Origin of the sequence: Nocardia miyunensis NBRC 108239, from assembly GCF_001613065.1 — a bacterium.
GTDB classification, from domain to species: domain Bacteria; phylum Actinomycetota; class Actinomycetes; order Mycobacteriales; family Mycobacteriaceae; genus Nocardia; species Nocardia miyunensis.
In genome coordinates, this window is the sequence record NZ_BDBQ01000010.1 from 141,597 (window position 1) to 158,192 (window position 16,596).

Annotated in this window: 11 protein-coding genes, 1 pseudogene and 1 riboswitch; of the genes and pseudogenes, 7 read left to right on the top strand and 5 right to left on the bottom strand. The window is 68.1% G+C overall.

Features of this window, described 5'->3' with window-relative positions:
* The first annotated feature begins 60 nt into the window (after positions 1 to 60).
* A complete protein-coding gene (hrpA, locus tag NM2_RS05895) occupies positions 61 to 4,857 on the top strand; it encodes an ATP-dependent RNA helicase HrpA (RefSeq protein WP_245717862.1) in 4,797 nt (1,598 codons plus the stop codon).
* 276 nt (positions 4,858 to 5,133) lie between these two features.
* Here hrpA and nrdR read toward each other — a convergent pair whose 3' ends face one another.
* Positions 5,134 to 5,625, bottom strand: a complete 492-nt coding sequence (nrdR, locus tag NM2_RS05900; protein WP_067664882.1) for a transcriptional regulator NrdR — start codon at positions 5,623 to 5,625, stop codon at positions 5,134 to 5,136.
* A gap of 126 nt (positions 5,626 to 5,751) precedes the next feature.
* Complete coding sequence (locus tag NM2_RS47200; RefSeq protein ID WP_157120898.1) at positions 5,752 to 6,249, bottom strand: hypothetical protein; 498 nt, start codon at positions 6,247 to 6,249, stop codon at positions 5,752 to 5,754.
* 430 nt (positions 6,250 to 6,679) lie between these two features.
* On the opposite strand from NM2_RS47200, the pseudogene lexA reads away from it, so the two are divergent.
* Positions 6,680 to 7,345: pseudogene (gene lexA / locus NM2_RS05910) on the top strand (transcriptional repressor LexA); the annotation flags it as partial.
* A gap of 50 nt (positions 7,346 to 7,395) precedes the next feature.
* On the opposite strand, the gene NM2_RS05915 reads toward lexA, so the two are convergent.
* Positions 7,396 to 8,373, bottom strand: coding sequence for a cytochrome c oxidase assembly protein (locus NM2_RS05915; protein WP_067665115.1), 978 nt, complete (start codon positions 8,371 to 8,373; stop codon positions 7,396 to 7,398).
* Positions 8,374 to 8,540: 167 nt separating this feature from the next.
* A complete protein-coding gene (locus tag NM2_RS05920; protein WP_067664888.1) occupies positions 8,541 to 9,530 on the bottom strand; it encodes a cation diffusion facilitator family transporter in 990 nt (329 codons plus the stop codon).
* Positions 9,531 to 9,682: 152 nt separating this feature from the next.
* Positions 9,683 to 9,852: riboswitch (M-box (ykoK) riboswitch) on the top strand.
* Positions 9,853 to 10,165: 313 nt separating this feature from the next.
* Here NM2_RS05920 and NM2_RS50095 point away from each other — a divergent pair.
* From NM2_RS50095 to NM2_RS05940, 5 genes are all read left to right on the top strand, one after another.
* Complete coding sequence (locus NM2_RS50095; RefSeq protein ID WP_169816106.1) at positions 10,166 to 10,342, top strand: hypothetical protein; 177 nt, start codon at positions 10,166 to 10,168, stop codon at positions 10,340 to 10,342.
* A gap of 184 nt (positions 10,343 to 10,526) precedes the next feature.
* Positions 10,527 to 12,269: an NRAMP family divalent metal transporter gene (locus NM2_RS05925; protein WP_067664890.1), complete on the top strand. Its 1,743-nt coding sequence runs from the start codon at positions 10,527 to 10,529 to the stop codon at positions 12,267 to 12,269.
* Between the two features lie 44 nt (positions 12,270 to 12,313).
* On the top strand, positions 12,314 to 12,784 hold the full coding sequence (locus tag NM2_RS05930) for a MarR family winged helix-turn-helix transcriptional regulator (RefSeq protein ID WP_157120899.1): 471 nt from the start codon (positions 12,314 to 12,316) through the stop codon (positions 12,782 to 12,784).
* 330 nt (positions 12,785 to 13,114) lie between these two features.
* Entirely contained in the window at positions 13,115 to 13,450 is a 336-nt protein-coding gene (locus NM2_RS05935) for a histone-like nucleoid-structuring protein Lsr2 (protein WP_067664892.1), read from the top strand.
* 131 nt (positions 13,451 to 13,581) lie between these two features.
* On the top strand, positions 13,582 to 14,892 hold the full coding sequence (locus NM2_RS05940; RefSeq protein ID WP_067664894.1) for a sensor domain-containing diguanylate cyclase: 1,311 nt from the start codon (positions 13,582 to 13,584) through the stop codon (positions 14,890 to 14,892).
* 426 nt (positions 14,893 to 15,318) lie between these two features.
* On the opposite strand, the gene NM2_RS05945 is transcribed toward NM2_RS05940, so the two are convergent.
* Entirely contained in the window at positions 15,319 to 16,362 is a 1,044-nt protein-coding gene (locus tag NM2_RS05945) for an alpha/beta hydrolase (protein ID WP_084530514.1), read from the bottom strand.
* Positions 16,363 to 16,596 lie beyond the last annotated feature (234 nt).

Below are 16,596 nucleotides of genomic sequence, written 5' to 3' on the forward strand. Positions count from 1 at the left end.
GGCCACACTCGATAACCGGTGGCGGACCGGGGGGATGAATTCGCTAGGCTGGAGGACGCAATGACCAGGACCGCCGCCACACCACGCGAGCTCCGCACCCGCCTGGCCCAACTCTCGATCCGCGACGAACACCGGTTACGGCGACGGCTCGACAAGGCCCGTGGCGGCGCACTCGCCGATATCGAGAACGAGATCACCGCCGCCGAGGGCCGGATCGCCGCCCGTCGCGCGGCCGTCCCGCAGATCCGCTATCCCGAACAGCTGCCCGTCTCGGCGCGCCGGGACGATATCGCCGCGGCCATCGCGGCACATCAGGTGGTTGTCATCGCCGGCGAGACCGGTTCGGGCAAGACCACCCAGATTCCGAAGATCTGCCTGGAACTGGGCCGCGGCATCCGCGGCACGATCGGTCACACCCAGCCGCGCCGCCTCGCCGCCCGCACCGTGGCCGAACGCATCGCCCAGGAACTGGGCACCGAACTCGGCGATGTCGTCGGCTACACGGTCCGCTTCACCGATCAGGCATCCGACCGCACCCTGGTCAAACTGATGACCGACGGCATCCTGCTCGCCGAGATCCAGCGCGACCGGATGCTGCGCCGCTACGACACGATCATCATCGACGAGGCCCACGAACGCAGCCTCAACATCGATTTCCTGCTCGGCTACCTGAAACAGCTCCTGCCCAAACGCCCGGATCTCAAGGTCATCATCACCTCGGCGACCATCGATCCGGAACTGTTCGCCCGCCATTTCGGCGCACCGGCCCCCGTGGAACGTTCCGGCACCGAGCAAGTTGCCTCGGATGCCGCCGGAGGTAGCGACAGCGCGAGGTCCGGCGACAGCACGTTGGCGATCACCGAGAATGCCGCGCACCCGGATCCCGATGCGACACAGCAGCAACCGAATCGGCACGGAGCCGAACCGGCTGCCGGCACACCGCAGTCCCGCATGAGCGATGTCGCCGCCGCGAGCAGGGACGACCTGGACGGCAATACGACATCGGCCGCCGACGACGCCCACCCGGATCCCGATTCGACGGAGCGACAAGCGAATCGGCACGAGACCGAGCCCTCGGCCGCCGCGCAATCGCAATTCCGCCGGAGCAACGTCGTGGGTGCCGGTTCGGCCGTGGCGCGAGAGGATGCCGGATCAACGGAAGCCCGCCGCGTATCGGGCGGGTCCGGGACGAGTCGCCGGGACCTGGTCCGGTCGGATCGGCATTCGAGCCGAGCCGAAGACACGTCCGGCGGATCGGCGGACGCTGAGACGACTCCGACCGGACGAGGAAACGAAGGCGCGGACCCCGCGAGCTCGCGATCGAGCCGTAGCGCGCCGGCGACCATGGCGGCGCCGATCGTGGAGGTATCCGGGCGGTCGTTTCCGGTGGAGGTGCGGTACCGGCCGTTGTCGCTCGAAATTCCGGTCACCTCGGAGGATCTCGATGACGAGGACACCGAGATCGTGGACCGCGATCCGACCGACGCCATCGGCGACGCGGTGCGGGAACTGCTCGCCGAGGGGGACGGGGACATTCTGGTGTTCCTGTCCGGGGAACGCGAAATCCGCGACGCCGCGGACACATTGCGCGATATGCGGCTGCCGCGGACCGAGATCCTGCCGCTGTACGCGCGGCTGTCGGCGGCCGAGCAGCATCGGGTCTTCGAGCCGCACACCGGGCGGCGAGTGGTGCTGGCGACCAATGTCGCCGAGACCTCGCTGACCGTGCCGGGCATTCGCTACGTCATCGATCCGGGCACCGCGCGCATCTCACGATATTCGTTGCGCACCAAGGTACAACGGCTGCCGATCGAACCGATCTCGCAGGCTTCGGCGCGGCAGCGGTCGGGCCGGTGCGGCCGTGTCGCGGACGGAATCGCGATCCGGCTGTATTCCGAGGACGATTTCGAAGCGCGCCCGAAATTCACCGAGCCGGAGATCCTGCGCACCAATCTGGCCGCAGTCATCCTGCAGATGACCGCTCTGGGCTTGGGCGACATCGAGAGCTTCCCGTTCGTCGAGCCGCCCGACAGCCGCGCCATCCGCGACGGTATCGCGCTGCTGGAGGAACTCGGCGCGCTGACCCGCCGCGACGATCGGGAAAAGGCCGGCTCGACCTCCAGCACGGCCCTGGCGCTGACTCCGATCGGCCGCGAAATGGCGCAGATCCCGGTGGATCCGCGGATGGCGCGCATGCTGGTCGAGGCACAGCGCGGCGGCTGCCTGGCCGAGGTGCTGGTCATCGTGGCCGCCCTGTCCATCCAGGACGTCCGCGAACGTCCCGTCGAACACCAGCAGGCCGCCGACGCCCAACACGCGCGATTCACCGTCGAGGGCTCGGACTTCCTGTCCTACCTGCGGCTCTGGGACTATCTGCGCGAGCAGCGAAAAGCACGTTCCGCCAACCAGTTCCGCCGCATGTGCCGCGACGAGTTCCTGCACTACCTGCGCATCCGCGAATGGCAGGACCTGCACGGCCAACTGCGCACGATCACCCGGGGACTGGGTTGGCATCCCGACGCCGACCGATCGAACACCGAATCCGACGACACCGCAACGACATCGGGCGACCGGGGTCGCGGTCACAGCGGGACGGGATCCTCCATTCCCGGCGGTGCAGCACGAAGCACAGATGGCCCGGGCCGTCGTGGTCGATCAGGGGGCAACCGCGAATCCGGCCACGGCACAACCGAATCCGGACGCGAACGGAGCGGTGCGAAGCGCGGCGGACGGGCGGACGTGCTGGCTGTCGGTGCGGCGGAACCGGATTCGGGCGGTTTGCCGTGGGATGTGACGTCGATTCATCAGGCGCTGCTGGCCGGGATGCTGTCGCATATCGGGGTGCGTGAGGCGGAGACGCGGGAGTTCCTCGGGGCTCGCAATGCCAAGTTCATGATCTTCCCGGGGTCGTCGCTGGCGAAGAAGCCACCGCGGTGGGTGATGGCGGCCGAACTCGTGGAGACCTCGCGGCTGTGGGGGCGCACCGCCGCGCGGATCGAGCCGGAATGGGCCGAGCGGCTGGCCGGAGACCTGGTCAAGCGCACCTATTCCGAACCGCACTGGTCCGCCAAACGGGGTGCGGCCGCGGCTTACGAGCGGGTGACGCTGTACGGGATCCCGCTGGTGGTGCAGCGGCGGGTGGATTTCGGCCGCATCGACCCAGAACTGTCGCGCGAGCTGTTCATCCGGCATGCCCTGGTGCAGGGCGAATGGCAGACCCGGCACGAATTCTTCGCCCGCAATCGCGAATTGCTGGAGGACGTGGCCGATCTGGAGCATCGGGCGCGCCGTCGCGACATCCTGGTCGACGATCAAGTCCTCTTCGATTTCTACGACGAGCGGATTCCCGCCGATATCGTATCGGTCCGGCATTTCGACAGCTGGTGGCGAAAACAGCAGCGCCAGGACCCGAATCTGCTGGATTTCACCGCCTCGACCGTGGTGAACGACGATGCGGCCGTGCTGGATCCGACCGCGTATCCGGACAGCTGGCGGCAGGGCGAACTGAGTTTCCCGCTCACCTACCAGTTCGAGCCCGGACAGGCCGACGACGGCGTCACCGCACACATCCCGGTCGCCCAGCTGGCGCACGTCCGGGCGGTCGGCTTCGACTGGCTGGTGCCGGGGATGCGCGATGACCTCGCGGCGGCATGGATCAAGACGCTGCCGAAACATCTGCGCCGCAGCGTGGTTCCGGCGCCCGACTTCGCGCGCGCGGCCCTGGCACAGCTGACACCGCGTGCCGAACCGCTGCGGACCGGGCTGGCCCGCGAACTGTCCCGGCTCGGTTCGGTGACCGTACGGCCCGTCGATCTGAATCCAGCGGCACTGCCGGACCATCTGCGGATGACCTTCGCCGCCACCGCGTCCGACGGCACGATCGTGGATCGTGACAAGGATCTGGCCGCGCTGAAAACCCGCCTGGCCGACCAGGTCTCGAAATCCGTGGCTCGGGCGACCGCTGCCGCCGAACGCCCGGCTGCCACGGTGTGGACCTCCGAATCGCTGGGCGCCCTGCCCTCGACGGTCCGGCGGGAGGTGGGCGGACAGACCATCACCGGCTATCCGGCGCTGGTTCCCGAGGGCGCGGGCGTCGCGGTGCGGGTGCTGGCCTCGCCCGCGGCACAGGCCGCCGCCATGCGGACCGGTACCCGGGTACTGCTGCTGAACCAGTTGCCCGCCTCGGCCCGCGCGGCCACCGCCGGGCTGTCACCCACCGATCGCCTTGCGCTGAGCCAGAATCCGTCCGGCTCGCTGGACGCATTGATCGAGGACTGCCGGGCCTGCGCAGCGGACGAGCTGATCGCCGAGCACAACGGTCCGGTCCGGGCCCCCGAGGAATTCACGGCGCTGGTCGAGCGGATCCGCCCGCAGTTCGGCGCGGCGGTGGCCCGCATCGTGCGTCTGGTGGTCCCGGTCCTCACCGAGGCGCACCACGTGCGCAGCGCGTTGGCGAGCACCGCCGATCGCGAGATCGCGGAGGATGTCCGCCATCAGCTGGACGACCTGGTATTCGCCGGATTCGTCACCGAATTCGGCAGCGCACGCCTGCGCGAGCTACCCCGCTATCTGCAGGCCGCGGCATCGCGGTTGGAGGCATTACCCGCCTCGGCGAACCGCGACCGCCAGAGCATGGCCGAACTCGACCGCGTGCACGCCGCCTACCAGCGACTCCTCGACGCGCTCCCCGAGGCACGCCGAACGGGCCGCGACGTCACCGAAATCTGGTGGATGATCGAGGAACTGCGCGTCAGCCTCTTCGCCCAGCAGCTCGGCACCCCATATCCGGTGTCGGCCAAGCGAATCGAACGCGCGATCACCTCGGTTCGCACAGCGCCGCCAGCACGTACCCGCTGAATCCCGCTGCCGCGGGCGGATCCACCACCGATCCCTGTGTTGCCTGTGCGCTGTCCCTCCCCCGCTGAACCGTCCCTACGATCGGGCGCGGACTGCTCACCACAGCCGAAGTCCTCTGTCACCGAAGGCAATCGGACACCACCGCTGGCGCGCTCCCGGCTGTCCGCAGCGCGCCCTCGATCTGGGCGCTGATCGCGACCAGCGGCTCAACATGATCGGAACAGTTCGCCCTGACACGCCGCTGCGTGCTCTCCCACAGCCGCGACCGAGGCAGACTCAGTCCTTGCCCGCTGGGACCGGGGCTTGCTCACGTGCCTGCTCGGCGCGACGGCGCCGCAGGTCCGCGATCTCGTGCTCGAAATCGTCTGCGGAGCTGAAGGATCGGTATACCGACGCGAAGCGCAGATAGGCGACCTCGTCCAGGTCACGCAGCGGGCCCAGGATCGCCAGACCAACCTCGTGACTGGGGACTTCGGGAGATCCGGTGGCGCGCACCGCATCCTCGACCTGCTGAGCGAGCAGGTTGAGCGCGTCGTCGTCGACCTCGCGGCCCTGACAGGCACGCCGGACGCCGCGAATCACCTTCTCGCGGCTGAACGGCTCGGTGACACCGCTGCGTTTGACCACCGACAGAATGGCGTTCTCGACGGTGGTGAACCGTCGCCCACATTGCGGGCAGGCACGACGGCGCCTGATGGCGGTGCCTTCCTCGGCCTCACGCGAGTCGACCACCCTGGAGTCCGGGTGCCGACAGTATGGGCAATGCATCCGAGTTCCTTCGTCGATGCCTGCAGTCGTCCATAGCCATGCTGTATCTCCACAGCACTGTCGAGGATACCTGTCGGCCCGCCAGGCTTCGGATGCGGCGTCGACGCCACCACCGCCCATGGAACGCTACCGCCCGGATGTCGGCACGATCAGTGTCCCGCCCGTGGCGACCTGCGCACCCCGTAGCGAGTTGAGCTGCACGATCCGATCGACCGTCTGCCGCACCGGGACCCCCGGCGCGACCCGGGCCGCGACCTCCGCCAGCGGCTCGCCCTCGCGCACCTGCACGACCGTCGTCGCCGGACTCGGCGCCGACGCCGCGCGCAGCTGGGCGATCCCGAGCAGGCCGCCCACCGCCACCGCACTGAGCAGAGCGGCCAGCGCCATCGTCGCCAATCCGATCCGCGCCTGCTCGACCCGGGCCTGGGGATGCGGGGTCTGGGCGAAGCGGACCCGGGGGCGCTCGTACCGCACAACCCCCGAGGGCGGCCGGGCGGTGTGCGACCGCACGGCCCGCACATTCCGCCGGGCGGCTCCGGCCGCCCGCGGCCGGTGACCGGGCACTGCGGTGGCGTGCCCCGAATCGCTTGCGGTGATATCGATTTCGCTGATCGTGGTGCGCATCGGACGGACCTCCGGGGGGTGTGCTGGATCGATTTCCGGTTTTTCGATCATATGTTCGTAGAACTGATGTTCGATTCTTACCATGCGCCACCGACAAAGTCACCGCCATCCGCGACATGCGTCGAACAGATGTTTGAAACCTGGCCGAGACCGGACTACATTCGGAGCACGCGATCCGGCGTGGGCCGGTACGAGCGGATCAGGCCGGCGCGGTGGCCCAGCGTCGGCGCACGACCCGAGGAGGACGAAGCACACCCATGAACGGGAGGACCACGACCGTGAGTGAGCGCAGCGAGGCAACCACGGACACCGCGCACGCCCGACCGAGCATCGGCGAGGTGCGGTCGTGAACGAGCGCACAGCCCAGGGCCGCGACGACACGGCCGGTCCCGTCGTCGCCGACGATGCCGTCGAATCACCAAGCACCGGAACGGATCTCACCGCCCGGCAGCGCAAGGTACTCGAGGTCATCCGCACCTCGGTCACCGAGCGCGGATATCCGCCGAGCATCCGCGAGATCGGTGACGCGGTCGGTCTCACCTCTACCTCCTCGGTCGCCCATCAGCTCCGCGCCCTCGAGCGCAAGGGCTATCTGCGCCGCGATCCGAACCGGCCGCGCGCGGTGGACGTGCGCGGTCTGGACGAGACGGCGATGCGCGCGGTCACCGGCGTGACGGCACTGCACGCGGTGCCCAGCGAGTCCGACTCCGCCGATCAGCCGACCCCCACCTACGTCCCGGTGCTGGGCCGGATCGCCGCCGGTGGTCCGATCCTGGCCGAGCAGGCGGTGGAGGACGTATTCCCCCTTCCCCGCGAACTGGTCGGCGAGGGTTCGCTGTTCCTGCTGAAGGTCGTCGGCGAGTCGATGGTCGACGCGGCGATCTGCGACGGCGACTGGGTGGTGGTACGCCAGCAGAACGTCGCGGACAACGGCGATATCGTCGCGGCGATGATCGAGGGCGAGGCCACCGTCAAGACGTTCAAGCGCAACGGTAAGGACGTCTGGCTGATGCCGCACAATCCGCACTTCGAGCCGATTCCGGGTAACGACGCGCAGATCCTGGGCAAGGTCGTCACCGTCATCCGCAAGATCTGAGTCGACTGCGTCCCTGCCGTACCGCCTCGGCGATGCGGCAGGTTCGCGTTTCAGCGGCGGAAGCGCTGCCGCAACTGCGGATCGTTCTCCCACCACAACCCGCTCTGCACCGCGTCGGCTCCGGCGGTGACCGCGGCGCCCGGATCGGATCGGCTGAATTTCTGTCGCCGAGCGGGCGCGGCCGTCGCCGCGGCGGCCTCTGCCGCATCGAGTTCGGCGTCCAACTCCGCGGCCTTGCGGCGTTCGTCCGAGGCCCAGGAACGCATCAGCGCCAGCAGATACGGCAGCCCCAGCACATCGCCGAGCACCCAGATGATGCCCGCGGCGATGGTCTGATCCATCCGCAGATCCGGACCCCAGGTCCGCCCGACCTCGGTGTAGTAGTCGAGCGCGACCAGCGGTCCCCACCACAGCACGATGCCGAGGATGCCGTCGGCGAGCGATTCGAAGATCGTGATCAGCAGAGACAGCCCCTGCGAATAGCGGTGCGGCACCGGATCGGTCTGCAGTCGCGAGTAGAAGTACACGAATCCGATGGCCACCAATACGATCCGGGTGACCGCGTCCGCCGCGCCGTGCCGCAGCACGATCTCGTACCAGGGACTCAGGAACAGCAGCCACGGCACGGCGAGCATCGCCAGCGACGGCGCGAGCGGGAAGGTCACCGCACGGGCGAGGGTGGATTCCAGGATCCGGTCGAGCCGGGCCTGCCCGGCGGGGCCCAGCGACTCCCGCAACACCGTGAGCGGACGTCCGCTGGCCAACCCGAACGGCACCACGTACAGCAGTAGCAGGGTCTGCAACGCCCGCACCCACATCAACGTGTCGGAATAGACCCCGACGACGCTGATCCCGCTGAGCAACCAGATGCCCAGACCCATCAGTCCGAAGATCGCCCACCGCCCACCGGGAATCGCCCCGCCGCGGCGTGCCGCACGGGCGTGGGCCGCCCAGTATCCGGCCCCGAGCGCGGCGGTCACCACGACCGTCGAGGTGTCCCAGCGCCAGGATTCGAATACGGACTGCATGGTCAGCGGCGTCTCGATCCATCCCACGGCAGCCAGTATGCTCCCGCGCGGATCGCCGCCTCGACGAGGGCGGCGGGCCGCGCGAACGGGGCACCGGGTATCGGCGCCCGGCTGGGGAACGATCGAACGCTCACTCCGCGCGGCGGATCATCGCCGCGCTGAACAGGTCAGTGGCGCACTGCCTTCGGGCTCAGATGTGCCTGTCCGTGTGCATCGGCACACTCCGGCGCGGGCGGCGCACCGAGGGCGATCAGCTCGGGACCGGCGTGCTCGACCTGCAGGGTGGTATGGGCGATGTGATGCTCGTCATCGAGCCAGTGCGACAGATCCTCGCGCACGGCGTGGCAGTCCCGTCCGGACTCGACGAGCACGTGCGCCGACAGCGCCGGCGACCCCGAGGTTATCTCCCAGATATGCAGATCGTGCACCTCGACCACACCGTCACGGGCGGCCATCGCGCGTCCGATCTCGGTCGGGTCGAGGTCGGCGGGAGCGGCCTCGAGGAAGATCCGGCTCGACGCGCGTACCAGGGCGCAACCGGCCCGCAGCATCAGCGCGACGACCACCAGAGTCGCGATCGCGTCGGCGCGGACGAATCCGGTCAGCACGATGACCGCACCGGCGACCGCGGTCGCGATGAAGGCGAACAGATCGGTGAGGATGTGCTGATACGCGCCCTCGACATTGAGGCTGGTCCGGTTGGCGCGCGAAATCATCCATGTCGCAAGGAGATTCACCACGACCCCGGCCAGCGCCGTGCCCAGGACGAGGCCGCCGGTCACCTCGGGCGGATGTACCACACGGCGGATGGCCTCGTAGGCCAGCCACAGCGACAGCAGCAGCAGGGTGATCCCGTTGGCCTGCGCCGAGAGGATCTCCACCCGCTTCCAGCCGAAGGTCATGCGTCCCGCGGCCGGGCGCGCGGCCAGCCGGATCGCCCACAGCGCCAACGCGATCGAGGCGGCATCGGTCAGCATGTGCGCAGCGTCGGAGAGCAGTGCCAGCGAACCCGCGGCAATGCCGACGGCCACCTCGGCGAGCATGAACGCCGCGATCACCGCCAGCGCCCCGGCGAGCCAGCGCCGATCGCTGTCGGAATTCGCGTGCACATGAGTATGTGCGTGGTCGTGCCCATGCCCCGCGTGAGCTGCCCCCATCCCGATCTCCTTCCGGCGTCGACGATCTTCCTCCCGCGATAGTATGCACACATCACTATGTATGCAAGACCGTCGGGATCACGGTGTCCGATCAGGACCGTCACAGCACGGACGACTTGACTTCCCGGGCCGGACAGTCGAATATTTCGGGGTCAGCACCTCGCTAGGCGAGGCTCCTGTACGAACACAGGCCACTGATCCGACGACGTCGAGAGACGCCCAGGGTTAGGACAGATCTTCCCGGATTAAGGGGTGATCCGAAGTGGCTTCCCGGTCCGGGATACGTCGTACAGTGCCGAAGCTCTGACGAGAGGGGTGCACGCCCAGTCGTTCCGGCAGGGCTTTCCCCCTTTTGCCATCGCGGTGCAGGCGGTCGAACGACGACGCGCACGTGCGTCCTGGCGGCAAGGAGGTGAGGGACGAGATGAAATCCGGCGATAGTCCGTATCCGAGTCCGGTTCGAAAACCCGTTCCGCTCCCAGCTTGCTGCGACTTCCTCGCGGCCTGATCGTCACGGAAATCAGCCATCGGCATCCCAGCGGATCCTCCCGCACGGGCGGGCCGATGCGGGTCTCCGTGGGTTCAGACCTGCCCGGATCCTGTTGTGGCGGCTGGCTTTCCGTAAGGAGCACGTCATGATCCGCACCGCCTTCCTCCGCCGCGCCGCCGTCCGGTCCGTCCTCGGCGAGTCGGCTCGCCGCATCCGCGCGCGCTACAACCTCACGCCGCAGGAGCGGCACAACCTACACCTCGCGCACATCCCGCCGGCGGTCGTCACCGCGTCTCTCGGCGGTCACGTCAACCAGCGGTAGACGCCCGCCGCATCCGGACGAAACATCCAGCGCCGCGGTCCGATCCGGGCACGTCGACTGCCCGGCCACGAGAAACCACTCCCCGCTCATCGCCCCGAACCGGGTCGCCCCCGCGTCCTGCCATCGATGTCATGGCCGCGAAATGTGCAGTACAGCAACATATTCAGGAAGGGAAGGAACGGCCATGGCCTTCTTCTCCAACGGCGCGCCCCGCCGCACCGCGACCGCGCCGGTACCGGCCGACGCCACCACCGCCGTGCTCGACAGTGCGCACGTCGGCGACATCGTCGGTGCGCTGGGCACCATCCGCCAGGACGATACCGACTCCGGACGCAGCCGCTGGCAACGCTTCCGGATGCTGCTGGCCGTCATCGGCCCCGGCCTCATCGTGATGGTCGGCGACAACGACGCCGGAGGCATGGCCACCTACGCGCAGGCCGGGCAGAACTACGGCATGGCCCTGGTGTGGACGCTCGTGCTGCTCATCCCGGTGCTGTACGTCAACCAGGAGATGGTGGTGCGGCTCGGCGCGGTCGCCGGGGTCGGCCACGCACGGCTGATCTTCGCGCGGTTCGGCAGATTCTGGGGCGCGTTCAGCGTCGGCGATCTCTTCGTGGTCGACGCGCTGACCATCGTCACCGAATTCATCGGTGTCTCAATGGCTCTCGGCTACTTCGGACTGCCCAAATGGGTGTCGGTGCCGGTGGCCGCGGTATTGCTGTTCGGGGTCGTCGCGGGCGGATCGTTCCGACGCTGGGAGCGGTTCCTGTTCACGCTCATCGCGATCGACATCGTGATGTTCCCGCTGGCCTTCATGGTGCACCCGAGCGCAGCGGCTACGGTCCGCGGCCTGATCCCGTCGTTCCCGGGCGGGCTGAACTCGACACTGCTGCTGATCATCGTCGCCATCGTCGGCACCACGGTCGCGCCCTGGCAGCTGTTCTTCCAGCAGTCCAACATCGTCGACAAGCGGATCACCCCGCGCTGGATCCGGTACGAGCGGGTGGACCTGTGGGTGGGGATCGTCGTGGTGATGATCGGCGCGGTCGCGATCATGGCCGCGACGGCATTCGGCCTGAGTCCGGCCGACCGGGGCGCGTTCTCCGACGCCGGAGCCGTCGCGCACGGCCTGTCCGGCCACCTGGGCACGACGGTCGGTGCGATGTTCGCGATCCTGCTGCTGGACGCGTCGCTGATCGGCGCGAACGCCGTCGGCCTGGCGACCACGTACACGCTGGGAGACACGCTGGGCAAGCGACACTCGCTGCACTGGAAGATGAGTGAGGCCCCGGCCTTCTACGCCGGATACGCACTGCTGCTGGGGGCCGCCGCGGCGGTGGCGTTCAGCCCCGACCACGTACTGGGCCTGCTGACCCAGGGCGTACAGGCGCTGGCCGGCGTGCTGCTGCCCTCGGCCACGGTATTCCTGGTCCTGCTGTGCAACGACCGGGCCGTGCTCGGCCCGTGGGTCAACACCACCCGGCAGAACATCGTCGCGGGCATCATCGTGTGGGCGCTGGTCCTGCTGTCGCTGGCCCTGACCGCGGCGACCTTCTTCCCGCATCTGTCCACGGCAAGCCTCGAGCTCGGATTCGGCGCGGGCGCGGTGACCGGCCTGCTCGGCGGAGTCGCCCTGGCCGTCACCCGGCACCGCGGCGAACGCCGGGGCGTCGAGCGAACCGCCGTGGAACTGGGCGGCCTGGACCCCGACCAGGTCGAGGAGCTGGACTCCACGCCGCTCTCACGTTCCGAACGCAGGTCGATCCTGGCGGCTGATCGCGACGCCTGGCGCACCCCGGCGCTGGAAACCCTGGAACGCCCGGCCTTCTCGCCGCTGCGGATGGCAGGCATGATCGCCCTGCGCGGCTACCTGGCCCTCGCGGTCGTCCTGGTCGCGGTCAAGATCGTGCAGCAGATCGGCGGGTAGGCCGCCCGAGTCCACGCCGGTGGACCGTATTCCATACTGGACTCGTGACCGGGGAACCGCAGGACGACATCGAGCCGACCGCCCGATCCGCGAGCGAACTGGCCGAATCGGCCGCCGATCTGCGGGTCGCCCTCAGCCGCATACTGCGCAGGCTGCGGGCGACCCACTCGGGCCTCGGGGTCACGCCGTCGCAGGGCGTCGTCCTGAGCCGCCTGCTTCGCGACGGTCCCGCGACCGTGGCCGCCCTGGCGCGTGCGGAAAACGTGCGCCCGCAGTCGATGCGGGTCACCCTGGCAGCGCTCGAGGAACACGGCCTGGTCTCCCGCAGTCCGCATCCCACCGATCAGCGGCAGGTGCTGCTGTCGATCACCGACGCGGCCGAACAGCAACTAGCCGCCGCGCGCAGCGCAAAAGAGGATTGGCTGGCCCAGGCGATGGCCGCCGAACTGACTCGTGCGGACCAGGACGCGCTGCTGGCTGCGATCCCGCTGTTGCAGCGATTGCTCGAACACTGATACCGCATCACCCTCCCGAACACCTCGAATACCGCATTCGGCAAATATCCCGCATGCTCGATCACCACCCATGTCGGTGCATCTGAGAACTGCGGCGAACATTGGGCATCCGCATCATCGCGCCGGGTCGCGATCGTGAGAGGTCACAGGATTCACATATCCGAATGCCCACAGCCCGGACAATTCCAACATCGGGGATTGTTCAATACCTTTAGCCGCATTCCAGCACCGGAAACGCGCCGAATAGCGCCGGATTCGCTGCATTCCCCGGTAATGCGGTACGGTATATGGAATCCGAGTTGATCCGTGTCCGTGCGAAAGGGCTCAGTGATGGCCAAGAAGGTCACCGTCACACTCATCGACGATTACGACGGGAAGTCCAAAGCGGATGAGACCGTACAGTTCTCGATCGATGGTGTGGCCTACGAAATCGATCTCTCCACGTTGAATGCCGGCAAGCTTCGGGGCTCGCTCGAGGCTTGGACGGATAAGGCTCGCAAGGTCGGACGACTGAAGGCGGGCAACACCTCACGCTCGAAGTCGGCCGCGGATCGCGAGCAAACCGTGGCCATCCGGGAATGGGCCAAGAAACACGGCTACAACGTGTCGGCTCGCGGGCGAATTTCCTCCGAGATCGTCGCCGCTTATCACAAAGCCAACAAGTAGCCCTCCGCTCAGCGTTTCTCCCGGGGCCCCGGCGGTCGCTCGACCGCCGGGGCCCGATGGTTTCCGGTAACCTGGGATTTCGGTTCGGCACCACGCCGTTCCCGCAAGTCGCAGCGTCGGATTGAGCGGGGGTGGGTTTGACACGAGATCACCGCATCGCGGAACTCGCCGGCCGATGGCGTGACGCGGTCGTCGATACCGGTTTCGTGCCGATGTCCCACCGCGAACTCGAACAACTGCTCTCCGATCTGCTCGATCGATTGATCAATGCGCTCACCAGCGAATTCTTCGATACCCGCGAGACGGTGGCGGTCGGCGCGGCACTGGTGCGCGCGAATCTGACCGATCCGGAGGTGCTCTCCCGTTCGGCCCGCGTGCTGAACCGGCTCACCGAGTTGATCGGCCCGTATCAGGAACGGCTGATTCCGGGTCTGGGCGAGATGGCCCGCGGATACGCCGAGGAATTGCTCGCCATCCGGGCACGCGATCAGGAGATGTTGCACGCGGCGATGGCCGATGCCCGCATCGCCGCCGAGGCCCGGTTCCGCGTCGTATTCGACAACGCCGCCATCGCCATCGGCATCGGCGATACGAACGGCCTGGTCCTGGACGCGAATCCGGCACTGGGCGCCATGCTGGGCCGGCCCCTGCCGGAGCTGCGCGGACTGCCGGTGTGGGATCTGGTGCATCCCGACGATCACGGCAAGGTGCAGTCACTCGTCTTCGACGAACTCATGGCCGCCGGGTCCGGCACGGTACGTCTGGAGGTGCGATATCTGCGCGCCGACGACAGCGGCGGCTGGGTGTCCTGGGCGGTCACTCTCGTGCCGGCGTCCGCGGGACGTGCGGCCTATCTCTTGGTGGTCGGCGAGGAGACCACGCAGCGCCGCGCCCTGCAAGCCGAATTACATCGTCAGGCGCGGCACGATCCGCTGACCGGGCTGTCCAATCGGCGTCAACTGGTGGAAACGCTGTCGCGGATAATCGCCGACGCCGATCCGGATGATCGGATCGGTCTGGGCTTCATTGATCTGGACGGGTTCAAAACCGTCAACGACACCTACGGCCACGGCGTCGGTGACCGGGTGCTCACCGCGGTGGCGAGGCGATTGGCCGAGCGGATCGGCGATGCGACCCTGGCCCGGGTCGGCGGGGACGAATTCGTCGTTCTGCTCCCGCCGCCCTGCGATACGACGCGGGTGACCTCGGTCGCGGAAGCATTACTGGGCGCACTGGACGCACCGATACCGGTCGACGAACATCGACTCACCATTTCGGCCTGCATCGGCGCGGTGGTGACACCGGTATCCGGAGCGGACGCGGAGAAACTCCTCGACGCGGCCGATGCGGGGTTGTACCGGGCCAAAGCCGCCGGACCGAATCGCTGGGTGTTGCACACTGTCGACATGACGGCGGGGATGGAGTTCACGGATCCGCGATAAGTCGATCCGCGACAAGACATTCGACCGACGAGCGTGATGAATGTTCTGGCGGCTCGGGCGTTTTCGGGTAGATCGTGGCGACGCTGGGCCCGCGGCTGCTGGCCGATAGCTCGAATTCGACCATGGTGCACGGTATTACACCGGATCGACTCACCCCGCCGCGGGCGCGCGCCTCTGCTGGGCCGAGCGGTTTCAGGGCAGCAGCAGCCGGGTGAGGAAGGTGGAGATCGTGGAGCCGAGCTGATCGAAGAAATGCGGAATCATTGCCGGAGTCCTTTCCGTCTCGCGAGGGGTGACGTACACCCGGTGTGGCACAGACGCGGATCGGCGCCATCTGCCCGGAACCGCCGGGTATCTGGTGAGGTATTCGACACAACGCGCGCCCCGGATGGGCCGGACGTCGCCCGAGCGGATGCCCGAGGCCCGTCAGACGCCCAGTGCTCGCGCGAATTCGGGCCAGGCCGCATGCAGTGACCGCTGCCAATAGGGCCAGGAATGCTGCCCGCCGGGCACGTACTGAAAGGTTGCCGGTATACCCAGCCGGGTCGTCGATGCCTGCAATTGGCGTGTGCAGGGCTCCACCACCGATTCGAGCATTCCGCCCGAGGGCGGGGTCCCCCCGGTCGCGTCGCGGCCACCCGTGCCCGCGCTGATATACAGGTCCGTCCCGCGCAACCGGGCCAGGTTGGCATCGGTCGACGGGTCGTTGGCCACCCAACCGGGCGAACCGTCGGGGCCCCAGATGTTCCACGGATTGCCACCGCCGGAGGCGACCACGGCCTGCACATAGCGACGCCCCGGATCGGTACTGGTTTGCGCGCACCCGCTGAACGAGCCCACGGCCTGATACAACCCGGGCGCGGCCTCGGCCAGCGCCAGGGCCGAGGTGGCCGACATCGATACGCCCGCGATGGCATTGCGTCCCGACGTGCCGTACGCGGCATCGATGATCGGCGGCAGCTCACGGGTCAGGAAGGTGGTCCACTTGTTGCGGCCCAGCACGGGATCGTCGGCCTGCCAGTCGGTGTAGTACGAATACCGGCCGTCGAGCACGGTGACGACGTTGACGTTCTTGTCCGCCGTGAACGGGATCAGATCGGTCTTGGTCTCCCAGGAGGTCTCCCGGCCGTCCCAGCCGATGCCGTCCTCGGCGCCGTCGAGCAGGTACAGCGTGGGCCGCGGGACGCTGGTGTCCGCCGCGCGGATGAAGTCCAGCGCGATCACCCGATTCATCGCGGCGGAGTACACGTAGACGGTGGCGCGGCGGGAGTCGATGGTCACCGTGTGGTCGATGTGCGATCCGTCCCCCGCGTTCGCCGGAACCTGCGTGGCACCCGCCGACACCGGCAACGCGGAACTCGCGGATACCGGCACGAGCACCGGCACCGCCGCGACCGTCAAGGCCGCCGCCGCGAACCGTAGCGCGGTGGCCAGGCATCGCCCGCCCGTCCCGCGGGTGTGATCGTTCATACCGCCGCCTCACCGTGTGCCCGGACAGAATGCGGCACCATCACCACAGCGGCGTGGCACCGTCCAGGCAACGGCCGGGTGAACCGGAGGAGTTCCGCGAACACGGAGAATGCGGCACAGATCACCGAGAGCGGCCGCGGCCGATGGCCGGACTCCGCGCGGACGCCGCCGGACCACCGGCTACCGGCCAGTACTGTGATCAGTCACTATGAACGTGCGGTACCACATTCCCAA